Here is a 22,744-nt window from a genome sequence, read left to right on the forward strand (position 1 = left end):
CCGAAACTCCCGAACCTCAGTCCGTCGCCCCGTCTGGCGTCCCGTTGTGCGCCTCAGCGCCGCCGGTGAGGGGGTATTTACGGATAACACCAAACACCCGCAACCCCTTTTTCGCAATTTCGTCAAAAAAATCGACAAAGGCATGAAAACAAGGTGTTTGGCACACTACCCTGCCTGTGGAATGGGCAGTCTTTCTGACGTAGATGACTGACTTCCTATGAAACTTCGCTGATTTGGCCCTGAATCGGGGCAGAATCCCCGGAATCGGTCCTCGAAAATCGGTCAAACGAGTCGCCTAGTACCCGGAATCACGAGTCGCGTCAGAAATCGCGACGATCCGATCCTGTGTATCGATCGCAAAAATGCGCGCACGCGCCTTTGGGCCCTGTTCCTTGATCTGTACTCCAAGGCGCAGAGCAGCCCCAATCGGTAGGGGGGCGAGATATCGCGTCCGCATCTCCTCCGCATCTATCCCTACAGATTTAAGCGCCACCTCACAAAGTCCCGCGATCAGCATTCCGGGAACCACAGCTTGCGCCAACCCAACAGCTTGGGCCGCGACATCATCTCTGTGAATTGGATTCGGATCATGAGACAGAGTGAGATAGCGCTCGACACGATCGCAAGAGATTGGTGCGGTCTTTCTCCACACCATGTCTGGCGTATTCATTTCCTGTCGAAATGCCGCCCCTTTAAGGGAAGCCATGACATCTGGGGTCACAAACCGAAGACGTGTTTCCATTTGTCCGAGACCACCCTGCTCGTCTTCCAGGGTGAAAGCGAAACTTCTAGCTGCGCCGCGCTCTTCTTCTGTTCCGCGAATGGTCAACGGGCGGGATGGCGTCAGGCATCGAGCGCGACGAAATACTTGGCTCTCATGAAGCACCGCCATGCCCGGAGGTGGCACCATGCGTCTACGCACGGGGTCAAGCCCCGAAGCACCCAGAAGCATTGCAGGAGCGATAAGGGGAGTCGTATCCCCCTCTTCGCTGTTGAACCGAAGCACCGCTGCAAGCAAGTCCCTAAGATCGTCAACGTCTTGCGCCTCGAGGCCTTTCGAAACGACCGTCGCAAACTCCGCCTCAACCATCAAAGGCCTTGAACACGAGAGAGGCATTTACCCCGCCAAAGGCGAGCGAGTTCGACATAACGGCCTTTGTTCGAAGTGGGCGAGCCTCATTCCCAACCGGGTCAAACCCGATCTTCGGATCGACCTCGTTAAAGTTGATGGTTGGCGGAGCCAACTGGTTCTTGAGCGCTTGAATCGAAACGATGGCCTCGATCGCACCAGCGGCGCCGAGCGTGTGGCCATGAATCGGTTTCGTCGAAGACACCTCAAGCCCCGCAAGCTCATCTCCAAAGACAGTCTTCAATGCAGTCGTTTCGGTCACGTCATTGGCAACCGTTCCGGTTCCGTGCGCGTTCACATACCCGATGTCGCGCGCTTCAAGCCCTGAGTCTGCAAGGGCTGCGCTCATACAAGCGGCCGCACGATCCGGGTTGGGGCGCAACAAGTCACCTGCATCAGAGTTGGTCGCATAGCCGGCGAGCTCACATATGATTGTTGCACCGCGCGCTTGCGCACTTTCAAAACTCTCGAGCACCACGACCCCTGCGCCCTCCCCTAGGGTCATGCCGTTTCGGTCCTTGGAAAAGGGGCGGTTCTTCTCGGCCGTCATGACCCGGAGCAATTCCCAAACACGGAAAACCCCTCCAACCAAACAGGCCTCAGCCCCCCCGGCAAGGCACCGCTTCACTGCGCCTGCCTTAATAAGTTGATATGCAAGCCCAATGCTCTGGCTGGCGGAGGAACAGGCGGTTGAGGGGCTATAAATCGGACCACTTGCCCCGGTTTCCATCGATACCCAGGAAGCTGCCGCATTGTTCATGATCTTGGGAACGGCCATTGGATCAAGCCGCATGTTCTTGTCCACACCAAAGGCGATGTAGTTATCGTCAAGCGTTTGGGCGCCACCAAAGCCAGACCCAATCACGACGCCGCATTCGTCTCCGAAATCGTTCGGCCCCAAGCCTGCCTGTTCAATCGCCTCACGCGCTGCGACAAGGGCATATTGCGCAACGGGATCACGCATTCGGTGCCCCTCGCTTTCGGTCACGCGCGTCTTGTCCTCATCCGAGAGCCGCGCAGCGGTCCCAACACGCTGGTTCGGCAACGCCTCAAACGACAAGGGCCGGACACCGCTCTGCCCCTCGGCCACGCCTTTCCAAAGAAGGTCTGCACCAAGACCGCAGGCCGAAACAGCCCCCAGCCCTGTCACCACAACACGTGTCATGCGGTGGCGTCTTTCTGGCCTTCACGAATTTTCGTCTCGGCGAGGGTGAGGAGGTCTTGGACGGTTTGGACTTCGGTGAGTTCGTTGTCGACGGAGATGTAGACGCCGTATTCCTCTTCCAAGGCCATCAGGATCATGACGAAATCGGCCGATTGGATATCAAGATCCTCGAGCCGGCTTTCGGGGGAGATCTCGGACATATCAACCATGCCCTCACGGGCGACGAGTTCAAGAAGCTCTTGGGAAATATCGGTTTTTTCGGTGCTCATATCCTGCCTTCCATCCCTGGTCAGGGGCCTTGTCTTCATGCGTTGCCCCGAGTTTAGGGGCGCTTTGCGCAAGATGCCAGCAAGAAGCGCCCTGTGCAATAATTCACCGCACCCACGCTTTTCGCTGCCATACCCGGCAAAAAATCACATATGTATCACGTCGGTATTACGTCGGTATTGCGTATGTGCGGGTTCTGGCCCGCTCACACGGACCAGAATGACCTTACATGCCACGGTCAACCGGTGCAGAGGCGGGTCCGCCGCCCTCGACCCAGTCTTTCAGCCCCCCGAGATTGTAGACCTCGGCAAAGCCCATGTCCTTGAGAAGCTTCGCCGCCAGAACGGCCCGCCCACCAGAGGCACAATAGAGAACGACCGGGCGATCGGTGCGGAACTCGGGATCGTGAAAAGGGCTTGCCGCATCGGCGCGGAACTCAAGCATGCCGCGCGGCACGTGATGCGCCCCCTGCGCACGGCCATGCATCTGCAATTCGGGCGCATCGCGCACATCCAAGAGCATCGCCCCCGCCTCAATCTTGGCCTGTGCTTCGGGCACAGAAATCGCGGGGACAACAGAACGCGCGGCTTCGAGCATGTCGGCGAGTGACTGGGGCATGTAGGTTCCTCCGGTTTGCAGTCTGACCAGAGCCTAGGCCAGCCGGACCCCGTTTGAAAAGAACCTGAACATGAAACCTGCAAGACAGAGCGTGCCGCCTCCCCTTTCGACACAGGTTGCACGCAGAAAAAGCAAACTCTTGCCGATCCCGCGCAGGCCGGTTGCAGCCGGTTCGCCCCCTGCCCTAGCCATGGAGGGCGCGAACAGAAAGGAGACCGCAATGAAACAGTATCTTGTGATTGGACTTGCCCTCGTCACGCTGGCCGCTTGCGAAACGGCCAAAGGGGCCGGTCAAGACCTCGAGAACGCCGGCGACGCGATCAGCGACACCGCCGAAGAGGTTCAGGACGACCTTTGAGGTGACGCCACAAGGTTCAGCAACAAGGCGGGGCATGTCCCCGCCTTTTTCATCTGCCCCGCGTCAGGTCTCTGGAGCGCGCAGTCGCAACCAGAAGATGGCCCGAAGAGCACCGCGCAGGGCGGACCAACCCGTAAGGGGTTTGCCATTGGGAGATCTTGCATCCTGAAATTTGTACGCGGCCGAAAACAGGGTCTTTAGCCCGCCTGTACAGCACAGAAGGGCCCGATGATCGAATACGCCATCCCAAGCGGAGATCGGCGTTTGCCACGTCGCGCCGTAGCATGCGATGAGATCTGCCTCGGCTCTCTTTGGCACGGAAAGAGACAGGTTCCTGAATACACGTTCTTCAACCCCATGGAAGGGGACGCAATACGTGAGGTAGCCGTCCTTGTAGATGATATGAAAGACAGCCGCACCGGCAGAGAAATCTGTGCCGTAGAGATCAACGGCAATGCCATCACGGGCAAGGCCAATGCTTGCGAGATGTCCTTTGACAGAGCTGCGTTTGAATAAGGTAAATCCCGCAGTTTGCAGGGCCAATACCAGATCGTCGGTCAGGGCCGAACGATCAACCCGAAAATCGATATCGTTGTCATCAGCGATGAAGCCACCTTCACGCACAATGCCAAGCAAGGTGCCATCGCAGACGTGATGGAGGGCGTGATGTGCGGTAAGAACCGAAGTGATGTCGTGCAGCGCATCGAGTGCTGCCGCTTCGTTTCTTGAAGGAGTGACCAGCCCCAATTCGGTCTCTGTTTGGTAGAACTCGCGATGACAAGGCCTACCCCATCGCCAAAGCAGTAGAAGCTTTTCCCGAAAGGGGGCTGCCCTAGTCATCCATCTTCAAGGCAGAGATGAACGCCTCTTGCGGGATGTCCACCCGCCCGAACTGGCGCATCTTCTTCTTACCGGCTTTCTGCTTGTCGAGCAGTTTGCGTTTCCGGGTCGCGTCGCCGCCGTAGCATTTGGCGGTCACGTCCTTGCGGAGCGCCGAAAGGGTTTCGCGCGCGATCACCTTGCCGCCGATGGCCGCCTGGATCGGGATCTTGAACATGTGGCGCGGGATCAGATCCTTGAGCTTTTCGCACATGGCACGGCCTCGCATCTCGGCGCGGTCGCGGTGCACCATGGTCGAGAGCGCGTCCACGGGTTCATCGTTCACGAGGATCGACATCTTCACGAGGTTGTCCTCGCGGTAGCCTTCCATCTGGTAGTCAAACGAGGCGTAGCCCTTGGTCACGGATTTCAGACGGTCGTAGAAATCGAACACCACTTCGTTCAGCGGCAGATCATAGACCACCATGGCGCGCGAGCCTGCGTAGGTCAGGTCGAGCTGAATCCCGCGACGGTCCTGACAGAGTTTGAGCACGTCCCCGAGGAATTCATCCGGCACCATGATCGTCGCCTTGATGCGCGGTTCTTCAAGGTGGTCGATGGTCGAGGGATCGGGCATATCGGCGGGGTTGTGCAACTCGAGCATCTCCCCGTCTTTCATGTAGATATGATAGACCACGCTCGGCGCGGTGGTGATCAGTTCGATATCGTATTCGCGTTCGATCCGGTCGCGGATCACCTCGAGGTGCAAGAGGCCGAGGAAGCCGCAGCGGAAGCCAAAGCCGAGCGCGGCAGAGGTTTCCATTTCGTAAGAGAAGGACGCGTCGTTGAGCGCGAGTTTCTCGATTGCGGAGCGCAGGTCTTCGAACTCCGCGCTATCGACCGGGAAGAGACCACAGAACACCACCGGCACAGAGGGCTTAAAGCCCGGCAGCGGGGTTTCGCAGCCTTTCTTGTCGGTGGTGATCGTGTCGCCCACCTTGGTATCGCGGACCTGTTTGATCGAGGCGGTCAGGAAACCGATCTCGCCGGGGCCAAGCTCATCAACTGTGGTCATGGCCGGGCGGAAGACGCCGATCCGGTCAACGCCGTAGCGGGCACCGGTCTGCATCATGCGGATTTGGTCGCCCTTCTTGAGCACGCCATCCATGATCCGCACAAGGACCACAACACCGAGATAGGCGTCATACCAGCTATCCACCAGCATCGCCTTGAGCGGAGCATCGCGTTCCCCTTCCGGGGCGGGCAGGCGCGCGACGATGGCTTCGAGCGTGTCTTCGATGCCAATGCCGGATTTGGCAGAGACCTGAATCGCGTCGCTGGCGTCGATGCCAATCACGTCTTCGATCTGTTCCGCGACGCGGTCACAATCGGAGGCTGGGAGGTCGATCTTGTTGAGGACGGGGACGATCTCGTGGTCGGCCTCGATCGCCTGATAGACGTTGGCCAGGGTCTGGGCTTCGACGCCTTGGGTCGAGTCGACGACGAGCAGCGAGCCTTCGACCGCGCGCATGGAGCGGGAGACCTCATAGGCAAAGTCGACGTGACCGGGGGTGTCGATCAGGTTGAGCACATAGGTCTCGCCATCTTGCGCGGTATAATCGATGCGCACGGTATTGGCCTTGATCGTGATGCCACGTTCACGCTCAATATCCATCGCGTCGAGAAGCTGATCCTTCATGTCGCGCTCGGCCACCGTATTGGTGGATTGGATGAGCCGGTCGGCCAGGGTCGATTTCCCGTGGTCGATATGGGCGACGATGGAGAAGTTGCGGATTTTCGAAAGCTCAGTCATGGATCGGCATATGAGCGCAAATCAGGGTTTGGTCAAGCGGGATACGTGTTTGCCGTCACGGACCGGAGCCGGTTTGCCGCCAATGTCGAGGCCGCGGCCATGAGGGCGGCGGTCAGGAGGCAGAGGGGAAGCCCGCCGAGTTGGTAGGAGAGCCCCGACAAGAGCGTGCCGATCAGGCGGCCTGCGGCGTTGGACATGTAGTAGAACCCCACATCCATCGTCACCCGCTCGCCCGTGGTGAAGGCGAGGATAAGGTAGGAATGGACCGAGGAATTCACCGCAAAGACAAAGCCGAAGACAAGGAGCCCTGCGACGAGGATCGGTGTCAGGCCGGGCAGATCGGCATAGACGGCGGCGGCGAGCGCGAGCGGGATCAACGTCAGGACGGCGACCCAGAGGATCGCCTTGCGGGTGATCTCGGGCGTGGTGGCGGTCTTGGCCTTCAGGAGCTTCGGGGCGAGGCCCTGAACAAACCCATAAAGGATGATCCACGCGGCCATGAAAGTACCGATGATGAAGAAGGCGGCGCGGTTGCCCTCCTCGGAGCCATCCGAGAGGACGGCATAGAAATAGATCGGGATGCCGACCACGAACCACACATCGCGCGCCCCAAAGAGGAACATGCGGGCAAGCGAGAGGCGGTTGACGTTCTGGTCCTTGGAAAAGACATGGCTGAACTTGGCGGATTTCTTGCCCTGCGGCAGGCCCGGCGGCATGAAGGCGATGACACCGACGAGGATGACGGCAAGGACGGCAGCCATGACGCAGACCGAGGCCTGAAATCCCCAAACCGCGAGGATCACCGCACCGAGAAGAAAGCCAAGCCCCTTCACCGCGTTCTTCGATCCGGTCAGGACAGCGACCCATTTGAACAAGCCCCCCTCGCCTTCGGGTGCGAGGAGTTTCACGGCAGATTTGGCGGACATCTTGGCGAGATCCTTGGCCACGCCGGAGAGGCCTTGCACGACCATCACGAAGACAACGGAGGTGGTGAGCGACCATGTGGGATCGAGTTGCGCTAGTGCAATGAGCGCAATGATCTGAAGCCCGAGCCCGGCATAGAGCGTCGAGGTCAGTCCAAACCGCGCCGCGAGCCAACCTGCAGAGAGGTTCGTCACCACGCCCATCACCTCGTAGAGGATAAAGAGATAGGCGAGCTGCACCGGCGAAAAGCCGAGTGTGTGGAAATGCAACAGGACCAACATCCGCAGCGCCCCGTCGGTGAGCATAAAGGCCCAATAGGCGGCGGTCACCGTGATATAGGCGGCAAGCCCTTCGGGGCGGTGCGGTGCGGTGGTCATGGCGAGAGTCCGATCAGAGCGTATCGACGACCATGCGGGTCACGTCAGCAAGACGCCACGCATAGCCCCATTCATTGTCATACCACGCGTAGATCTTGACGTGTTTGCCGCCGATCACACGGGTCGAGAGCGCATCGACAATCGTCGAGCGGTCGTCATTGGTATAGTCACAGGAGACCAGCGGCCGCGTCTCGAAACCAAGGATGCCGTCAAGATCGCTATTCGCGGCCTCTTCGAGCATGGCGTTGACTTCTTCCGCCGTTGTTTCGCGCGAGACGTTGAAAACGATATCGGTCAGCGAGGCATTGAGAAGCGGCACGCGCACGGCATGGCCGTCGATCTTGCCCTCAAGGTCTGGGAAAATCTGAATGATGGCCTTGGCCGAGCCCGTTGTCGTCGGGATCAGGGAATTGAGCGCAGACCGGGCACGGCGCGGATCCTTGTGGGCGCGGTCCACGATGACCTGAGTATTGGTCACGTCATGGATCGTTGTAAAGGACGCCTCTTCGATGCCGAGCTTTTCGCGGATCACCTTGACGATGGGTGCGATGCAGTTGGTGGTGCAGGAGGCGGCGGTGATGACATTGTGGGCCTCTGCGTCGTAAATCTCGTGGTTCACGCCATAGACGATATTGGCCACATCGTCCTCTTTCACAGGGGCCGACACCACGACCTTTTTCACACCCGCATCGAAATAGGGTTGAAGCTTTGCGTTGGTCTTGAACGCGCCAGTGCAATCCACGACGAGATCGACGCCGAGCTCTTTCAGCGGCAGCTCCGAGAGGTCGCGCGTCGAGGTGAAGCGCATCTTCTGGCCGTCGATCGTGATGCTTTCGTCGTCATGGGTGAAGTCCGCGCGCCAGCGGCCATGCACCGTGTCGAATTCGAGAAGATGCGCGTGCAGTTCAGCATCGCCCATCCCATCGTTGAGAAGCACAATCTCGGCGTCGATGCCGACGTCAAAGAAGCTCCGGATCACGAGTTTGCCCATGCGGCCGAGGCCATTGATGGCGATTTTGGTCATTGAATTCGTCCTTTAATTCGGGAACCAGCCGCGCGTCCGGTTGGCGAAGGCGACAAGCGAGAGCATCACGGGCACTTCGACGAGCACGCCGACCACCGTGGCCAATGCCGCCCCGGAGCCGAGGCCGAACAGCGAGATCGCCACGGCGACCGCCAGTTCAAAGAAGTTCGATGTGCCGATCAGAGCACAGGGCGCGGCGACATTAAACGGCACGCGCCAGAGTTTCGCCGCACCATAGGCGACGAAGAAGATGCCATAGGATTGGATCAACAGAGGGATCGCGATCAAGAGGATCACGAGCGGGCGGTCGAGGATCACCTGTCCCTGAAAGCCAAAGAGCAGGACCACGGTGACGAGGAGGCCCGTGATCGAGAAGGGCGCCACGCGGGCCTTGAAGGCGTCCACGGCGGCCTCCCCGCCCTGCTTGACGAGGCTGCGGCGCGTCAGCAGTCCTGCCGCGAGCGGCAAAAGCACGTAGAGGACGACCGAGAGGATCAGGGTTTCCCAAGGCACGGTGATGTCGCTTACGCCCAAGAGAAAGGCGACGATGGGGGCGAAGGCAAAGACCATCACCACGTCATTCACGCTCACCTGCACGAGCGTATAGGTCGCATCGCCGCGCGTCAGGTTGGACCAGACGAACACCATCGCCGTACAGGGCGCCGCACCAAGGAGGATCACCCCGGCAAGATAGGCCTGCGCATCATCCGGCGGGATCAGATCCGCGAAGACATAGTTGAAGAAGAGGACGCCAAGCGCGGCCATGGTAAAGGGTTTGATGAGCCAGTTGACGACGAGCGTGATGACAAGGCCCTTGGGGCGTTCCCCGATATGAGAGAGCGCACCAAAATCCACGCCGACCATCATCGGATAGACCATCGCCCAGATCAGCACCGCCACGGGAAGGTTGACCGAGGCGACCTCCATCGCGGCCAGCGTTGCGAAGACGCCGGGGATCAGGCTCCCAAGGATCAGCCCCGCCGCAATGGCGAGGGCGACCCAGAGGGAAAGGAGGCGTTCAAAGGTGCCGAGTCCGGCGTCAACTTGGTCTGAAGTGCTCATACGTCCTCCGAGAGTGCCGTGTCCTTGCCGATCTCGTCGAGACGCTCTTGCAGGGCGAAACGGTCGAGCGTGTCCAGCGGCAGGTTGGTGAAGATCGAGATGCGATTGCGCAGCATCCGGTAGGTTTCGGTAAAGGCGACGCGCTTTTCGGCCTCGCTGCCGATGGCCTGTGTCGGGTCCGGCACGCCCCAATGGGCGTTCATCGGTTGACCGGGCCAGACCGGGCAGGTTTCCGCGGCAGCCTTGTCACAAACGGTAAAGACAAAATCCATCTTCGGTGCGTCGGGCCTCGCGAATTCATCCCAGCTCTTGGAGCGGGCAAAGCCTGTGTCGTGGTTCAACCCTTTGAGGAGGTCGATTGTATAGGGATGCGGCGCGCCGCGCGGGTTGGACCCGGCGGAAAAGGCGCGGAACCGGCCCGGCGCCTCACGCGCGAGGATGGCCTCGGCCATGAGGGAGCGGGCGGAGTTTCCGGTGCAGAGGAAAAGCACATTGTAGGTCGTGTCAGTCATCTTGAAGCCCTTTCAGCAGCTACAGGCGATGTCTTCGATGAGGGGGTCACAGATTTCGGGGCGCCCGCCGCAGCAGTCGCGCAGGAGATAACCCAGAAGGCCGCGCAGGCCGTCGGTATCGGCGAAATAGCGGATGCTGCGCCCTTCGCGCAGGTTGCGCACGAGCCCTGCATGCAGGAGCACCGAGAGGTTGGCCGAGAGCGTGTTCTGGCGCACGTCGAGGGCGGTGGCGATTTCACCTGCACTCATCCCTGCCTCACCGACTTCGACCAGCAGGCGAAACACGTCAAGGCGCGTGGGCTGGCTCAGGGCCGAGAAGGCTGCGAGGGCGTCATTCTTTTCCATATTTCAGGAATTATTGAAATGTTGTCCGATTCTCAAGCTCATATGTGGCTCTTGGCGGTGAATGTTTTGTGACAGGGCCTAGCCAAACACGTCGAGGGGGCGGTCCTCGAGCATGGTTTCCATCGAGAAGAAGCCGGTGACGGTTTCAAGTTCGATCCCCTTGGTAAGGCGTTTGTAGACGCTGTCGTACCCGGACATGCCGCGGGTGACGACCTTAAGCATATAGTCCCAGTCGCCGCCGATCCGGTGCATCTCGGCCACTTCGGGGATGCGGGCGACATGGGCGCGGAAGGCCTCGATCCAGTCGTCGGAATGGTTGCGGGTGCGGACCATGACGAAGACCGTCAGATCGAGGCCAAGGCGCTCCGCATCGACCCGGCGGCGCGCGCCGAGAAGAAGGCCCGTCTCCTCAAGCCGATGCAACCTCCGCCAAAGGGCGTTTTGGGACAGGCCGATCCTTTCGGCCATCTCGCGTTGCGACAGCGCACCGTCGCGTTGGGCAAGGTCGAGAATGCGGCGGTCAATTTGATCGATTTTTTCAGCCATATACGATCATATGACACAATATTTTCGAAAATGCCAAAAGTATCGGCATCAGTTTCGCATGTATTCGGGACTAATCTTGGCAGAACATCATTAAGACCCAAAGGTGTCCCATGTTCGATCTGCCCTCTCCCCTCGCCCGTTTCAAAGCCGGTCTCTGTGCGTCCCCTGACCCGGTTGCGGCGCTCGGGCAAGGGCAGATCGGCAAGGGGATGATGATCCCGACACCGACAGGGCCGAAGCCTCTGATCTACGCGGATTACATCGCGTCAGGGCGGGCGCTTCGGCAGGTGGAGGATTTCATCGCGGAGGAAGTGCTGCCCTTCTACGCCAACAGCCACACCGAAGACAGCTATTGCGGTGCGGTGATGACGCAGATGCGCGAAGAGGCGCGCGCGGTCATCGCGGCGCATTGTGGCGCGACACTTGAAGAACACGCGGTGATCTTCTCGGGGTCTGGCGCGACGGCGGCATTGAACCAACTCGTGCATCTCTTCAGCATCGGCGCGGCCTTGGTGCGCGGCGAAAAGGTGCGGGTGATCGTCGGGCCATATGAACATCACTCCAACCTGCTGCCGTGGCGTGAAAGCGGGGCGGAGGTTGTCGAGGTAGCGGAAGCGGCAGAAGGCGGGCCGGATATGAAGGCGCTAGAGATCGCGCTCAGGACTCCTGCGGATCTTACGATTGCGGCCTTCTCGGCGGCTTCGAATGTCACGGGGGTTTGCACCGATGTGGCGCGCGTCACGGCGCTAGTCAAAGCGCATGGGGTCAAGATGGTCTGGGACTACGCGGGCGGCGGCCCCTACCTGCCGATCACCATCGGCAAGGCGGACGCAATTGCCCTTTCCCCGCACAAGTTCATAGGCGGCCCGGGCGCGAGCGGGGTTCTGATCCTGCGGCGCGATGCGGTTGCAACGACACGGCCCAGCCGTCCGGGCGGCGGCACGGTGACCTTCGTCAACGCTTACCGGCACGACTATCACACGCGGCTCGAGGAGCGCGAGGAAGGTGGCACGCCGAACGTCATTGGGGATATTCGTGCAGCCCTTGCGATGATCGTGAAAGAGGTGATCGGAGAGGATCGGATTACGGAGCGCAACAGGGTGCTGACACAGCACGCTTTCGAGGCGTGGCGCGATGTGCCGGGAATCGACATCCTTGCGCCCGAGAGAACCGAGCGCCTTCCTTTCTTCTCATTCGTGCCGCGCGATGCGGACGGAAAGGCGATAGATCACCGCGTCTTTACCCGCGCGCTTTCAGAGCAATTCGGCATTCAGGCGCGCGGCGGCTGTGCCTGTGCAGGGCCCTATGTGCATCGTCTCTTGCAGATCGGGGACGCGCAATCGGACGCTCTGCGCGCAGAAATCCTCGCGGGCGACGAGAGTCATAAGCCGGGCTTTGTCCGCCTGAACCTCAGCGTGTTGATGGAGGACGATACGGTCGACACGATCCTTGGCGCCGTGGCCACCCTCGTATCGGAGGTGCGGGAGAAGGCGGCCTAGAGCGTCGTCTTGCGATACTTGAACGCGCCAGAGCCGCGCGCGATCAACTCGTCCGTTTCATCAAGCACGGTCGCCTCGGCAAAGAAGGTCGAAGCACCACCGCCGACCTTGCGCCCTTCAGCAATGAGGACGTGCCCCTTGGGGCGTGACAGAAAGTTCACCGTCATCGAAAGGGTCAGGGCAAGGCGTTTGTGATCGGGATCACCGGTAAAACAGCCCGAGTAGCCCATCACCGTATCGAGAAGCGTCGCATAAATCCCGCCATGTGGCAGGCCGGCGCGATTGCCGAGGTAATGCTCAATCGGTAGCTCGATCCGGGCGAAATCCTCGCTCCAATGTGTCAGGCGAAAGCCAAGATGCTTTTGCAGCGGATAGGGGCTTTCGTCGAGGGCGGGATCAAGCGGTGTCATGCGGGTCTCTCCAATTGGCAGGCGTCAGACGGCAGTCAGGCCACCATCCAGTGCCACGGCCTGTCCGGTCATGAAAGTGTTTTCCGGCGAACAGATCCAGAGCATGGCCTGCACGATCTCGTCCGTGCTTGCCATGCGGCCCATCGGGATACGGGCTGTGATCTGGCGCGCGGCGCCTTCAGAGTCGAGGCCGGTGCGGGCGCTGACCATGTTCGTCATGTCATCGACAAGCGGCGTAGAGGCGAAGGACGGGCAAAGCGCGTTGACGCGGATATTCTTGCGCGCGTTCTCATCGGCGGCGGCACGCGTGAGGCCAACCACCGCATGTTTTGCCGCCGAATAGGCCGAGAGGTTGCCAGAGCCGACGAGACCCGCCGCAGAGGCGACATTGAGGATCGCCCCCTGCCCCGCCGCGCGCATGAGCGGGATCTGGTATTTCATACCGAGGAACACGCCTCGGGCGTTGACGGCGATGTTGCGGTCGAAATCCTCGGCGGTGAGCATATGGAGCGGGGCGGGTTCATGGCCCATCCCGGCGTTGTTGATCGCCACGTCGAGGCGGCCATAGGTCTCGGAAATGCGGGCGATATGGGCCTTGAGCGGGGCCTCTTCGGAGACGTCGAAGGCGTCCGCAGTGACCTCGGCGCCTTTGGCGCGCAGGGTTTCGGCATGGGCCTCGAGTGCTTCGGTGGAAATATCGGAGAGCGCGAGGCGTGCGCCCTCGGCGGCGAACATCTCGGCGGCGCGCTTGCCGAAACCGCTTGCGGCGCCGGTGATCATGACCACCTGATCCTTGTAGCGTTTATCCATTCTTGGCCGCCTCCAAACCGGCCCTGGCGAAAAGCGGGACATATTCCCCCATCTTGCGCCCGCGTTCGGGGTTCGAGGCGTTGCCATCAAGGGCGCGCTTCAGCACGCCTTGGATGATCGCGGCCATGCGGAAGAAACAGAAGGCGAGGTAGAAGTTGAACCCTTCGATGCCGGGCGTTCCGGTGCGGCGGCAATAGGCCTCGATGAAGGCCTGATCCGAAGGAATACCGAGCGCGGCGCGATCCACGCCCTGCAAGCCCCTCCCCGAGCCACCGGGCGGCATTTGCCATTGCATGATGACCGCGGCGAGGTCGGCGTAGGGGTGGCCGATGGTTGACAGCTCCCAATCCAGAACCGCGATGCAGTCAGTGCTGTCTTTGGCGAATAGGAGGTTGTCGAGGCGATAGTCGCCATGTACCAACGTCCGTTTGCCATCATCCTCGGGCATGTTCGCGGCGAGCCAGTCGATCAGGGCGTCCATATCCGCTACGGTCTCGGTCTCGGAGGCGCGGTATTGCTTGGTCCAGCGGCCGACCTGACGTTCGAAATAGTTGCCTTCGGGGCCATAGTCGGAAAGGCCCACAGCGTCGATGTCGACCGTATGGATCGCGGCGAGGACGGTGTTCATCTGGTCGAAAACGGCGCTGCGCTCGGCGTTGGTCAGGTCCGGCAGGCGCGGGTCGTCGAAATTGCGGCCATTGACCCGGTCCATGACGTAGAACATCGAGCCGATCACATCATCGTCGTCGCACAGCACATGCATCTTGGCGACCGGCACGTCGGTGTCGGCAAGCGCAGTCTGAACGCGGAATTCACGATCTACCGCGTGGGCGGATTTGAGGAGCGTTCCGGGCGGTTTGCGGCGTAGCACATAGTCACGCGCAGGTGTCTTGAGGAGGAAGGTCGGGTTGGACTGGCCCCCGGGGAATTTCTCGGCCTCGATGGGGCCTTCAAACCCATCAAGATGATCGGTGAGCCATGCCGCGACGGCTTTGGTGTCGAGTGTGTTCGTGGCCATGCGGGTCTCCTCAGCTATAGGTGAGCATTTCCGCCGCGTTGTCGGCGTTGATATGGGGGGTCTCGTTGAACCCATGCAACCATGTGCCGGTCGAGGCGATCACGAACCGTGCCACAGCGCAGTTCTTGACCTGAAGTTGCAGGGCGATCATCTGGTCGGCGGGGGCGCCCATGACAGACGCGACGCTCTGGCCGATGGCACCACCGGAAGAAACAGCCACCGGGGTCTTCGCCCCGCTCGCAGCGACAATATCGCGGGCATCGCGGACGCGGGCGGCGAAATCGGCGAAACGCTCGGGCGGGTTGGTGATCTCGTCCCGCTGCCACATGAGGACCGTTTCGCGGAGTTTGCGAAAATGCGTGCGCCGGTCGCTATGGATTCCCTCCGGCGCAGGCTCTTCTGCAAAACGCGCGTCGAGCAGGCCTTTGAAGTCAAACTCGTTGAACCCCGGCAGGATCACAGGCTCGAGGTCACAGCCCATCCCATTGGCCATACCCTCCCAAGTCTGGCGATGGCGCTTCTGCGCGCCGATGAAGACCGCGTCAGGCACGACACCTTGCCGCGCCATAGCTGCGCCCAGTGCTTCGGACTGGCGATGACCGAGGGGAGAGAGGTTGTCGTAGTCCGCCGCCCCGAAAGAGGCTTGGGCGTGGCGGACAAGATGGAAGACCATGCTCATGACATGCGGTCTTTCAGGCGATCAAAGGCGGCGTGGTATTCGCGTTCAATCCGGGCGACGAGATCGGCCGCCGGGCCAACAGATTTGACCGCGCCGATGCCCTGCCCCGATCCCCAGATATGTTTCCATGCCTTTGGCTTCTCACGATCGCTACCAAAGCTCATATCGGCCACATCACCAAGCGGCAGGTTATCAGGGTCCATGCCAGCGTTGCTGATAGAGCCTTTGAGGTAGTTGCCCCAGACGCCGGTGAAGAGCGAGGAATAGACGATATCTTCGGCACTGCTCTCGACGATCATGTCCTTGTAGCCCTGCACGGCGTTGGCCTCATCCGTGGCGATAAAGGGCGTGCCAATATAGCCAAGATCAGCCCCCATCGCCTGTGCTGCGAGGAGCGCGTCGCCCGTTGCGATGGAACCGGAAAGAAGAAGCGGACCCTCGAACCATTCACGGATTTCGCGCACGAGGGCAAAGGGCGATTGTGGCCCTGCGTGGCCACCTGCCCCTGCGGCCACGGCGATCAGACCGTCGGCGCCTTTCTCGATCGCTTTCTTGGCGAAGGTGTTGTTGATGATGTCGTGCAGCGCAATGCCGCCACAGCTATGGGCGGCCTCATTGACCTCAACACGCGCACCAAGCGAGGTAATCCAGATCGGAACCTTCCAGCGGGCGCAAATCTCGAGATCGCGATCCAGTCGGGTATTAGAGCGGTGCACGATCTGGTTCACGGCAAACGGCGCCGCAGGCGTGTCGGGATTCGCCTGATTATGGCGGTCCAGCTCTTCGTTAATTTCCTTGAGCCATGCTTCGAGAAGCGGCGACTCGCCCTCGCCTTCGCGGGCGTTCAGGGCCGGGAAACTGCCAACGATGCCGGCCTTGCATTGGGCGATGACCAGCGCCGGGGTGGAAACGATGAACATCGGCGACGCCACGGCGGGAATCCGAAGCCCTTGCAGGGCCTTGGGCAAATGATGGTCTTTGGACATGCGCTCCTCCTCATGCACGTTTCAAGCAACGGTATAATCTGCCCCAATCAACGCAAGCCCCCGGCGGAGCGAAGAACCCTGCGTCACATTGGGAAACAAGCGAAGTAACGCGTCGTTATTCCGTCTCCGGCGCAGGCAGTTGATTCTCGCCATACATGCGGCGCAGGGTCAGCTTGGATACCTTGCCGGTTGCTGTCAGCGGCAGTTCCTCAACGAACACCACGCCATCGGGCAACTGCCATTTGGCGAAATGCTCGCCCAGCATATCCATCATCTCGGCGATCGGCGGTTTGCCATCGCTCCCCGGCACCACGACCAGAAGCGGGCGCTCGTCCCATTTCGGATGAGGCACGGCGATCACCGCACAATTTGCCACCTTGGGATGCGCCATAACCACGTTCTCGAGGTCAAGCGAGCTGATCCATTCGCCGCCAGACTTGATCAAGTCCTTGGCACGGTCAGTGATGGTCAGGAAGCCATGTTCGTCGATTGCGGCCACGTCACCGGTTCCGAACCAACCATCGCCGTCAAAGGCGTCCTTATTGGCCGCGTCATTGTTGTAATAGCCGGCCGTGATCGTATTGCCGCGCACGAACAATTCGCCCGTGGCCTTGCCATCATGCGGCAGGCGATTGCCGTCTTCATCAGAGATTTTGAGATCCACCCCGAAGACACGCCGCCCCTGTCCGCTTTTTTGGGCGATGCGTTCGTCCATCGGCAGATGCGCGAGATGCGGCGGCAGGTTGCCTTGCGTGCCAATCGGACTCATCTCGGTCATGCCCCAGGCGTGGCAGACATTGACGTCTCGTTCTTCGAAGTAGCGGATCATGCTCGTCGGGGCGGCAGAGCCGCCGATGACCACATCTTCGAAGCCTTTTGGCAGGCGTCCTTGCTTGTCGATCTCACCTTGCAGCCCAAGCCAAACGGTTGGCACGCCCCAGGCGGAGAAGACCTCTTCGCTGTCCATGAGGCGGAACAGGCTTTCGCCGTCCAACGCGCCGCCGGGGAACACCAGCGAGGCCCCGGTCAGGGGGGCCGTGTAGGGGAGGCCCCATGCGTTGACGTGGAACAAAGGCACCACCGGCAGGATGCGCTTGCCCGGTTGCAACGCCTTGGGCAAGGACAGGCCCACCATCATGGCATGCAGCACGGTCGAGCGCTGGGTGTAGAGCGTGCCTTTGGGATTGCCCGTGGTGCCAGAGGTGTAGCAGAGACCAGAGGCCGTTTCCTCGGGCAGGTCCGGCCAATCGCGGGCGTCGGGCTGCCCCTCGAGCAGGTCTTCGTAGCAGAGGTAGTCCCCAGCCGGCATGTGGGCGCGGTCGGTCATCACCACGATTTTGAGATCGGCGGGCCAGTCGTGGCGCTGTGCTTCGACAATCGGCACGAAGGTGGTGTCGACAAAGAGCACCCGATCTTCGGCGTGATTGACGATATAGGTCATCTGTTCGGCCGAGAGGCGAGGGTTGATCGTGTGGCAGATCGCGCCGATGCCGGAGATCGCGTAGTAGAGCTCGAAATGGCGATAGCCGTTCCACGCCAGCGTCGCGACCCGGTCCCCGATCTCGATGCCAAGCGCCTCGAGTGCGTGCGAGAGTTGCGACACGCGGCCAAGGGTTTCTGCATACGTCGTCTTGTGGATGTCGCCCTCGGTGCGCACGGAGACGATCTCTCCGGTTGGGTGCACTTCGGCGGCATATGTCAGGATGTCCGCGATTTTCAACGGACGCATCATCATGGAACCCAGCATGAACGGCCCTCCCCTGCCGATGATGTTGGTGAAATTTGGTTCGGGCACGTTAAACGCGTAAGCAATGGGACTCCAAGGGGGTTTTGTATTTGCCGTGGCGTCGAAACCGTTCATCGCCGCACAGTCGCCGTTCAGGGCGACACAGATCCCCCCATTGGCGTCGGCACAGAACGGCTTAGATTGGTGTCAGCGAACAGACGTCCATGAAAGGAGACACGTGATGTCGATCAGGCCGGTTCTCGAACAAAGACAAGCGGTGCCGACGATGGAAGGCGCCGGGGTGCATCTTCACCGGGCTTTCGGGTTCACGGACCCTGAAGAACTCGATCCGTTCCTGATGATGGACCATTTCCGCAATGAAGACCCCGAAAAGTTCATGCGGGGGTTTCCGTGGCATCCGCACCGCGGGATCGAGACGATCACCTATGTGATCTCCGGCTCGGTCACCCATCAGGACAGCCTTGGCAACAGCGGCACGCTCGGTGCGGGGGATGTGCAGTGGATGACGGCCGGGTCGGGCATCCTGCATCAGGAAATGCCACAGCCGGACATGACGGGCGGCAACCACGGCTTTCAGCTTTGGGCGAATCTGCCGCGCGACCTGAAGATGACGACGCCGCGCTATCAGGACGTCGGATCGGGAGAAATCCCGGTTATCATGGAAGACGACGGCACGCAGGTGCGGGTCATTGTCGGCAGTTTCTGGGGCCAGACGGGGCCGGTCGACGGCATCGCGGCAGAACCGCTTTACCTCGACATCACGATCCCGGCGGGCGTCAAGAAGACCTTCCCGGTCGACACTTATCGCAAGGCGTTTGCCTATATCTTTGAAGGCGAAGGCGCCTTTGCGGATGCGTCCAAGCCGACGGGTGTCCTTCTTGAAAAGGAGGTTGCGGGCGAAGAGGTGCATATCCGTGACATGTCCGGCGACCGGACGCTGATCCGCTTTGGTACGGGCGATGAGGTCACGGTGCAGGCGGGGCCACGGGGAATTCGCTTTCTCCTGATCTCGGGCGCGCCGATCCGAGAGCCTGTGGCCTGGCATGGGCCGATCGTGATGAACACAAAAGACGAACTACGTCAGGCGTTTCGCGATCTGCAGAACGGCACCTTCATCAAAGAAGCGCCGTAGCCTCCAAGAAAAACGGTGCGTCAGGCCGCGACGGCCTTGCGCACCATATCCCAATAGATTCGTTCCACCTCAACCAACGACAGGCGCCCGCCTTCGCGGAACCAAGTATTGACCCCAGTCAGCATAGCAATCACCGCCAGAGTCGCGATCTTTGTATCCGAGATGGCGAAAGCGCCTGAGGCGACACCGTCGTTGAGGATATTTTCCAACTCGTCCTCATAACGGCGACGCAGGGATTCGATCTCGGCGAAGTTCTCGGGCGTGAGATTGCGCAGCTCCATATAGGCGATAAAGACCTCGTCGAGGCGTTCGGAGTGGAACCGGATGTGAAAGCGAGTAAAGGCTTCGAGCCGCGCAAGCGCCGATCCGCCCTCGTCCACGGCGGCACGCGCGTCGAGCAGGTCTTCCATGTGGCCGCGCATCAGATCGAAGAGCAGACTTTGTTTATCAGGCGTGTAATTGTAGAGCGCCCCGGCCTGAACCCCGACCTCGCGGGCGATCTGGCGCATGGAAACCGCGGCAAAGCCGTGGCGCGCAAAGAGCGAAAGGGCCGCCTCTCGCACGCGCGGGCCAGTGATATCGGAATGTGATCCAGCGGTTCTTGCCATGACGTGAGATTAACTGAACACATGTTCATTTGAAAGCCCTGCTTGCCCTTTGAGCCGCTCTCGGGCAGAAACAAGGCATACTGAATGAGCCGATGCCATGCGACCTGCCTTTGTTTTCTCTTTTTCGATGATCCTCGCCGCAGGTTGCGCGCAATTTCCAGAAGTGGAAGGCGCCACGGACCCGGCGCTTGCAGATGCGCCTTATCCGACACTTGTTCCAGTCGAAGACGTGCTTGATCAAGAACCTCCACGACTCGACGAAACCAGCGAAGCGGCGCTGCAAGGCCGGGTGAACCGACTGAAGCGACGCGCGGCGGATCTCAGCAACACACCAATCGAGTAATTCACAGGCAAGTGAGCCCGTGAAGACGCGTCCTGCGCGATGCTTGGCGACAAGCCGCGTTGCACCGTGCGAAGGAAGGCGCTACACGGCCTGAGAAAAGCGTTTGCAAAGGAGAATGCGATGTCCGCTCCCCTGCGTCTCGGCATTGCCGGATTGGGCACCGTTGGTATCGGTGTCGTGAAAATCGTGCGTCAGAAGGCGAACCTTCTGGCCGAACGCACAGGACGCCCGGTGGTCATCACAGCCGTCTCCGCCCGCACCCGCGATAAGGATCGCGGCGTGAGTCTTTCCAACTATGACTGGGAAGACGATCCCGTAAAGCTCGCGACGCGCGACGATGTAGATGTGTTTGTCGAACTCATGGGCGGATCGGACGGACCGGCGAAGGCCGCGACCGAAGCCGCCATCGCAGCCGGTAAGGACGTTGTCACTGCGAATAAGGCGATGCTTGCAATGCACGGTCAGGATCTTGCGCTTGCCGCCGAGGCCGCGGGCCGTGTGATCCGGTTTGAAGCTGCCGTCGCGGGCGGCATCCCGATCATCAAGGCGATGCTTGAGGGGCTTGCCGGGAATGACATCACCCGGGTGATGGGTGTGATGAATGGCACCTGCAACTATATCCTGACGCGGATGCAGGATGCGGGCCTTCCCTATGATGAGGTCTTTGCCGAAGCCGATGCGCTCGGCTATCTCGAAGCAGACCCCGAACTTGATGTGGGGGGGATCGATGCGGGCCACAAGCTCGCGCTTCTCTCCTCGATCGCCTTTGGCACCAAGGTCGACTTTGGTGGCGTCGAACTTGAGGGCATTCAGCGGATTTCAATCGAGGATATCCAACAGGCAGAAGATCTCGGCTACCGGATCAAGCTTCTTGGGGTGACGCAGATGACGGGGCGCGGTCTTGAACAACGCATGTCGCCCTGCCTCGTTCCGGCGGACAGCCCGCTTGGCCAATTGAAGGGTGGCACCAACATGGTTGTCGTCGAAGGCGATGCCGTGGAACAGATCGTACTGCGCGGTCCCGGCGCGGGCGAAGGCCCGACGGCAAGCGCGGTCATGGGCGATGTGTGTGACATTGCGCGGGGCATTCGTGTCCCGACTTTCGGTGCGCCCGCGAGCGGCCTTCAGGATGCGAAATCGGCAAAATCCAACTCGCCTGCACCGTATTACCTGCGCCTGACGCTCAAAGATCGCCCCGGTGCGCTTGCCAAGATCGCCACAGTTCTCGGAGATCATGGCATCAGCATCGACCGCATGCGCCAGACCCGCCACAATGACGAGAACGCCCCGGTTCTTATCGTGACGCATAAGACGCAGCGCGCGGCGCTCGACAGCGCGATTGAGGCGATGAAGGATACGGATGTGATGGCAGGGGAACCTGTCGCCCTGCGGATCGAATCTGTCTAAGGCGTCGTTTCGCGTCCGCGAGAACCATGAACTGACCGACACGGGGAAGCGGACCGCTCCCCCGCCGCAAATCATGACAATGATACCGCTCACGGGCGCCGCCAAGTGGGCTTCGATGCTTGTCTGTGGGGTTCACTGAGTCTAAACCCCATTGTTAAAGCCTCAATCCAAGGACAGTTTTCATGACCTCCCAAGCTGAATTTCACGACCGTATGCTCTCGCTCGGTCTTGCCCGCGTCGCGGAACAAGCCGCCATCGCGTCTGCGCGCCTCGTGGGCCGCGGCGACGAGAAAGCCGCCGACCAGGCCGCCGTCAACGCCATGCGCGACCAGCTCAACCTGCTCGACATCGCGGGTGTGGTCGTGATCGGTGAAGGCGAACGCGACGAAGCGCCGATGCTCTATATCGGTGAAGAAGTCGGCACCGGAAATGGTCCCGGCGTTGATATCGCGCTCGACCCGCTTGAGGGCACGACGCTGACCGCCAAGGACATGCCGAACGCGCTTACCGTGATCGCGATGGGGCCGCGCGGCTCGATGCTGCATGCGCCGGACGTCTATATGGAAAAGCTTGCCATTGGGCCGGGTTATGAAAAAGACGTGGTGTCCCTCGACATGAGCCCGAAGGAGCGTGTTGCGGCGCTGGCCAAGGCCAAGGGCTGCGATATGTCGGACATCACCGTCTGCATCCTTGAACGCCCGCGCCACCAAGACATGATCGACGAAGTCCGTGAAACGGGTGCCGCGATCCGTCTCATCACCGATGGCGACGTGGCGGGCGTGATGCATTGCGCCGAGGCCGAGATCACCGGGATCGACATGTACATGGGCGAAGGCGGCGCGCCGGAGGGTGTTCTCGCCGCGTCCGCGCTCAAATGCATGGGCGGCCAGATCTGGGGCAAGCTCTTGTTCCGCAATGACGACGAGAAAGGCCGCGCGGCCAAGGCGGGCATCACCGATCTCGACCGTGTCTATAGCCGCGACGAGATGGTCACGCAGGACGTGATCTTTGCCGCAACCGGCGTCACCAATGGGTCGCTGGTGAACGGTATCAAACGCGAGCCGGGTTGGTTCACCACCGAGACGCTCATCATGCGCTCCAAGACGGGGTCCGTGCGCCGGATGCAATACCGCACCCCGGCCTAAG

At 60.6% G+C, this 22,744-nt stretch carries 25 protein-coding genes; 6 read left to right on the forward strand and 19 right to left on the reverse strand.

The window, feature by feature from the left end:
• Positions 1–295: 295 nt before the first annotated feature.
• From R1W01_RS16820 to R1W01_RS16835, 4 genes are all read right to left on the reverse strand, one after another.
• Positions 296–1,090 carry a MaoC family dehydratase gene (locus R1W01_RS16820; protein ID WP_297756709.1) on the reverse strand — a complete coding sequence of 265 codons (795 nt, stop codon included), beginning with the start codon at positions 1,088–1,090 and terminating at the stop codon, positions 296–298.
• Positions 1,083–2,294 carry a beta-ketoacyl-[acyl-carrier-protein] synthase family protein gene (locus R1W01_RS16825; RefSeq protein WP_243614412.1) on the reverse strand — a complete coding sequence of 404 codons (1,212 nt, stop codon included), beginning with the start codon at positions 2,292–2,294 and terminating at the stop codon, positions 1,083–1,085. Before R1W01_RS16825 ends, R1W01_RS16820 begins: the two co-directional genes overlap by 8 nt.
• Positions 2,291–2,563 (reverse strand): acyl carrier protein, encoded by a 273-nt coding sequence (locus tag R1W01_RS16830; RefSeq protein ID WP_243614411.1) that lies wholly within the window; start codon positions 2,561–2,563, stop codon positions 2,291–2,293. Before R1W01_RS16830 ends, R1W01_RS16825 begins: the two co-directional genes overlap by 4 nt.
• A 223-nt stretch (positions 2,564–2,786) precedes the next feature.
• Positions 2,787–3,179 (reverse strand): rhodanese-like domain-containing protein, encoded by a 393-nt coding sequence (locus R1W01_RS16835; RefSeq protein WP_243614410.1) that lies wholly within the window; start codon positions 3,177–3,179, stop codon positions 2,787–2,789.
• Between the two features lie 220 nt (positions 3,180–3,399).
• Here R1W01_RS16835 and R1W01_RS16840 point away from each other — a divergent pair, with 220 nt between their 5' ends.
• Positions 3,400–3,537 (forward strand): entericidin A/B family lipoprotein, encoded by a 138-nt coding sequence (locus R1W01_RS16840; RefSeq protein WP_297756706.1) that lies wholly within the window; start codon positions 3,400–3,402, stop codon positions 3,535–3,537.
• 63 nt (positions 3,538–3,600) lie between these two features.
• On the opposite strand, the gene R1W01_RS16845 is transcribed toward R1W01_RS16840, so the two are convergent.
• The 8 genes from R1W01_RS16845 to R1W01_RS16880 form a co-directional block, all read right to left on the reverse strand.
• Positions 3,601–4,284, reverse strand: a complete 684-nt coding sequence (locus R1W01_RS16845; protein WP_297756705.1) for a LicD family protein — start codon at positions 4,282–4,284, stop codon at positions 3,601–3,603.
• Between the two features lie 85 nt (positions 4,285–4,369).
• Positions 4,370–6,169 carry a translation elongation factor 4 gene (gene lepA, locus R1W01_RS16850; protein ID WP_243614407.1) on the reverse strand — a complete coding sequence of 600 codons (1,800 nt, stop codon included), beginning with the start codon at positions 6,167–6,169 and terminating at the stop codon, positions 4,370–4,372.
• 32 nt (positions 6,170–6,201) lie between these two features.
• The gene (gene arsJ / locus R1W01_RS16855; RefSeq protein WP_297756704.1) at positions 6,202–7,470 is read right to left on the reverse strand and encodes an organoarsenical effux MFS transporter ArsJ; all 1,269 of its coding nucleotides are present in this window, start codon (positions 7,468–7,470) and stop codon (positions 6,202–6,204) included.
• A 13-nt stretch (positions 7,471–7,483) separates the two neighbouring features.
• On the reverse strand, positions 7,484–8,494 hold the full coding sequence (locus tag R1W01_RS16860) for an ArsJ-associated glyceraldehyde-3-phosphate dehydrogenase (RefSeq protein WP_297756703.1): 1,011 nt from the start codon (positions 8,492–8,494) through the stop codon (positions 7,484–7,486).
• Positions 8,495–8,506: 12 nt separating this feature from the next.
• Positions 8,507–9,556 (reverse strand): ACR3 family arsenite efflux transporter, encoded by a 1,050-nt coding sequence (gene arsB, locus R1W01_RS16865; RefSeq protein WP_297756702.1) that lies wholly within the window; start codon positions 9,554–9,556, stop codon positions 8,507–8,509.
• Positions 9,553–10,068, reverse strand: a complete 516-nt coding sequence (locus R1W01_RS16870; RefSeq protein WP_243614403.1) for an arsenate reductase ArsC — start codon at positions 10,066–10,068, stop codon at positions 9,553–9,555. The genes arsB and R1W01_RS16870 overlap by 4 nt, the downstream gene beginning before the upstream one ends.
• A 12-nt stretch (positions 10,069–10,080) precedes the next feature.
• Positions 10,081–10,413 (reverse strand): ArsR/SmtB family transcription factor, encoded by a 333-nt coding sequence (locus R1W01_RS16875; protein WP_297756701.1) that lies wholly within the window; start codon positions 10,411–10,413, stop codon positions 10,081–10,083.
• Between the two features lie 78 nt (positions 10,414–10,491).
• Positions 10,492–10,959: an Lrp/AsnC family transcriptional regulator gene (locus R1W01_RS16880; protein ID WP_297756700.1), complete on the reverse strand. Its 468-nt coding sequence runs from the start codon at positions 10,957–10,959 to the stop codon at positions 10,492–10,494.
• A 110-nt stretch (positions 10,960–11,069) separates the two neighbouring features.
• Here R1W01_RS16880 and R1W01_RS16885 point away from each other — a divergent pair, with 110 nt between their 5' ends.
• A complete protein-coding gene (locus tag R1W01_RS16885) occupies positions 11,070–12,458 on the forward strand; it encodes an aminotransferase class V-fold PLP-dependent enzyme (RefSeq protein WP_297756699.1) in 1,389 nt (462 codons plus the stop codon).
• Here the strand turns inward: R1W01_RS16885 and R1W01_RS16890 are convergent.
• The 6 genes from R1W01_RS16890 to R1W01_RS16915 form a co-directional block, all read right to left on the reverse strand.
• Positions 12,455–12,868: a PaaI family thioesterase gene (locus tag R1W01_RS16890; RefSeq protein ID WP_243614399.1), complete on the reverse strand. Its 414-nt coding sequence runs from the start codon at positions 12,866–12,868 to the stop codon at positions 12,455–12,457. The genes R1W01_RS16885 and R1W01_RS16890 overlap by 4 nt on opposite strands.
• A gap of 24 nt (positions 12,869–12,892) precedes the next feature.
• The gene (locus R1W01_RS16895) at positions 12,893–13,678 is read right to left on the reverse strand and encodes an SDR family NAD(P)-dependent oxidoreductase (protein ID WP_297756698.1); all 786 of its coding nucleotides are present in this window, start codon (positions 13,676–13,678) and stop codon (positions 12,893–12,895) included.
• Positions 13,671–14,696 (reverse strand): phosphotransferase family protein, encoded by a 1,026-nt coding sequence (locus tag R1W01_RS16900; RefSeq protein ID WP_297756697.1) that lies wholly within the window; start codon positions 14,694–14,696, stop codon positions 13,671–13,673. The genes R1W01_RS16895 and R1W01_RS16900 overlap by 8 nt, the downstream gene beginning before the upstream one ends.
• 10 nt (positions 14,697–14,706) lie before the next feature.
• Entirely contained in the window at positions 14,707–15,375 is a 669-nt protein-coding gene (locus R1W01_RS16905; RefSeq protein ID WP_297756696.1) for a histidine phosphatase family protein, read from the reverse strand.
• The gene (locus R1W01_RS16910; RefSeq protein ID WP_243614395.1) at positions 15,372–16,361 is read right to left on the reverse strand and encodes an NAD(P)H-dependent flavin oxidoreductase; all 990 of its coding nucleotides are present in this window, start codon (positions 16,359–16,361) and stop codon (positions 15,372–15,374) included. Before R1W01_RS16910 ends, R1W01_RS16905 begins: the two co-directional genes overlap by 4 nt.
• Before the next feature lie 115 nt (positions 16,362–16,476).
• Positions 16,477–18,108 (reverse strand): long-chain fatty acid--CoA ligase, encoded by a 1,632-nt coding sequence (locus R1W01_RS16915; RefSeq protein ID WP_243614394.1) that lies wholly within the window; start codon positions 18,106–18,108, stop codon positions 16,477–16,479.
• Between the two features lie 220 nt (positions 18,109–18,328).
• On the opposite strand from R1W01_RS16915, the gene R1W01_RS16920 reads away from it, so the two are divergent.
• Positions 18,329–19,240 (forward strand): pirin family protein, encoded by a 912-nt coding sequence (locus tag R1W01_RS16920; RefSeq protein WP_243614393.1) that lies wholly within the window; start codon positions 18,329–18,331, stop codon positions 19,238–19,240.
• 20 nt (positions 19,241–19,260) lie between these two features.
• Here the strand turns inward: R1W01_RS16920 and R1W01_RS16925 are convergent, their stop codons facing one another.
• Positions 19,261–19,848 carry a TetR/AcrR family transcriptional regulator gene (locus tag R1W01_RS16925; RefSeq protein ID WP_243614392.1) on the reverse strand — a complete coding sequence of 196 codons (588 nt, stop codon included), beginning with the start codon at positions 19,846–19,848 and terminating at the stop codon, positions 19,261–19,263.
• Positions 19,849–19,945: 97 nt separating this feature from the next.
• On the opposite strand from R1W01_RS16925, the gene R1W01_RS16930 reads away from it, so the two are divergent.
• The 3 genes from R1W01_RS16930 (at position 19,946) to glpX (ending at position 22,743) form a co-directional block, all read left to right on the forward strand.
• Positions 19,946–20,191: a hypothetical protein gene (locus R1W01_RS16930; RefSeq protein ID WP_317275375.1), complete on the forward strand. Its 246-nt coding sequence runs from the start codon at positions 19,946–19,948 to the stop codon at positions 20,189–20,191.
• Between the two features lie 120 nt (positions 20,192–20,311).
• A complete protein-coding gene (locus R1W01_RS16935; RefSeq protein WP_243614390.1) occupies positions 20,312–21,598 on the forward strand; it encodes a homoserine dehydrogenase in 1,287 nt (428 codons plus the stop codon).
• A gap of 182 nt (positions 21,599–21,780) precedes the next feature.
• The gene (gene glpX / locus R1W01_RS16940) at positions 21,781–22,743 is read left to right on the forward strand and encodes a class II fructose-bisphosphatase (RefSeq protein WP_243614389.1); all 963 of its coding nucleotides are present in this window, start codon (positions 21,781–21,783) and stop codon (positions 22,741–22,743) included.
• Position 22,744 lies beyond the last annotated feature (1 nt).

The organism is Shimia sp. FJ5 (genome assembly GCF_032918335.1).
Taxonomy (GTDB): Bacteria; Pseudomonadota; Alphaproteobacteria; order Rhodobacterales; family Rhodobacteraceae; genus Shimia; species Shimia aestuarii_A.

Excerpts from the sequence above, each read along its gene's own strand:
- R1W01_RS16925 (WP_243614392.1), bottom strand. The coding sequence starts at position 19,848 with ATGGCAAGAACCGCTGGATCACATTCCGATATCACTGGCCCGCGCGTG.
- R1W01_RS16930 (WP_317275375.1), top strand. The coding sequence starts at position 19,946 with ATGCGACCTGCCTTTGTTTTCTCTTTTTCGATGATCCTCGCCGCAGGT.
- R1W01_RS16920 (WP_243614393.1), top strand. The coding sequence starts at position 18,329 with ATGTCGATCAGGCCGGTTCTCGAACAAAGACAAGCGGTGCCGACGATG.
- R1W01_RS16905 (WP_297756696.1), bottom strand. The coding sequence starts at position 15,375 with ATGAGCATGGTCTTCCATCTTGTCCGCCACGCCCAAGCCTCTTTCGGG.
- R1W01_RS16825 (WP_243614412.1), bottom strand. The coding sequence starts at position 2,294 with ATGACACGTGTTGTGGTGACAGGGCTGGGGGCTGTTTCGGCCTGCGGT.
- R1W01_RS16935 (WP_243614390.1), top strand. The coding sequence starts at position 20,312 with ATGTCCGCTCCCCTGCGTCTCGGCATTGCCGGATTGGGCACCGTTGGT.
- R1W01_RS16860 (WP_297756703.1), bottom strand. The coding sequence starts at position 8,494 with ATGACCAAAATCGCCATCAATGGCCTCGGCCGCATGGGCAAACTCGTG.
- R1W01_RS16885 (WP_297756699.1), top strand. The coding sequence starts at position 11,070 with ATGTTCGATCTGCCCTCTCCCCTCGCCCGTTTCAAAGCCGGTCTCTGT.
- arsJ (WP_297756704.1), bottom strand. The coding sequence starts at position 7,470 with ATGACCACCGCACCGCACCGCCCCGAAGGGCTTGCCGCCTATATCACG.
- R1W01_RS16840 (WP_297756706.1), top strand. The coding sequence starts at position 3,400 with ATGAAACAGTATCTTGTGATTGGACTTGCCCTCGTCACGCTGGCCGCT.
- lepA (WP_243614407.1), bottom strand. The coding sequence starts at position 6,169 with ATGACTGAGCTTTCGAAAATCCGCAACTTCTCCATCGTCGCCCATATC.
- R1W01_RS16890 (WP_243614399.1), bottom strand. The coding sequence starts at position 12,868 with ATGACACCGCTTGATCCCGCCCTCGACGAAAGCCCCTATCCGCTGCAA.
- R1W01_RS16900 (WP_297756697.1), bottom strand. The coding sequence starts at position 14,696 with ATGGCCACGAACACACTCGACACCAAAGCCGTCGCGGCATGGCTCACC.
- R1W01_RS16915 (WP_243614394.1), bottom strand. The coding sequence starts at position 18,108 with ATGCTGGGTTCCATGATGATGCGTCCGTTGAAAATCGCGGACATCCTG.
- R1W01_RS16910 (WP_243614395.1), bottom strand. The coding sequence starts at position 16,361 with ATGTCCAAAGACCATCATTTGCCCAAGGCCCTGCAAGGGCTTCGGATT.
- R1W01_RS16895 (WP_297756698.1), bottom strand. The coding sequence starts at position 13,678 with ATGGATAAACGCTACAAGGATCAGGTGGTCATGATCACCGGCGCCGCA.
- R1W01_RS16880 (WP_297756700.1), bottom strand. The coding sequence starts at position 10,959 with ATGGCTGAAAAAATCGATCAAATTGACCGCCGCATTCTCGACCTTGCC.
- R1W01_RS16835 (WP_243614410.1), bottom strand. The coding sequence starts at position 3,179 with ATGCCCCAGTCACTCGCCGACATGCTCGAAGCCGCGCGTTCTGTTGTC.
- R1W01_RS16875 (WP_297756701.1), bottom strand. The coding sequence starts at position 10,413 with ATGGAAAAGAATGACGCCCTCGCAGCCTTCTCGGCCCTGAGCCAGCCC.
- glpX (WP_243614389.1), top strand. The coding sequence starts at position 21,781 with ATGACCTCCCAAGCTGAATTTCACGACCGTATGCTCTCGCTCGGTCTT.
- R1W01_RS16830 (WP_243614411.1), bottom strand. The coding sequence starts at position 2,563 with ATGAGCACCGAAAAAACCGATATTTCCCAAGAGCTTCTTGAACTCGTC.
- arsB (WP_297756702.1), bottom strand. The coding sequence starts at position 9,556 with ATGAGCACTTCAGACCAAGTTGACGCCGGACTCGGCACCTTTGAACGC.
- R1W01_RS16870 (WP_243614403.1), bottom strand. The coding sequence starts at position 10,068 with ATGACTGACACGACCTACAATGTGCTTTTCCTCTGCACCGGAAACTCC.
- R1W01_RS16820 (WP_297756709.1), bottom strand. The coding sequence starts at position 1,090 with ATGGTTGAGGCGGAGTTTGCGACGGTCGTTTCGAAAGGCCTCGAGGCG.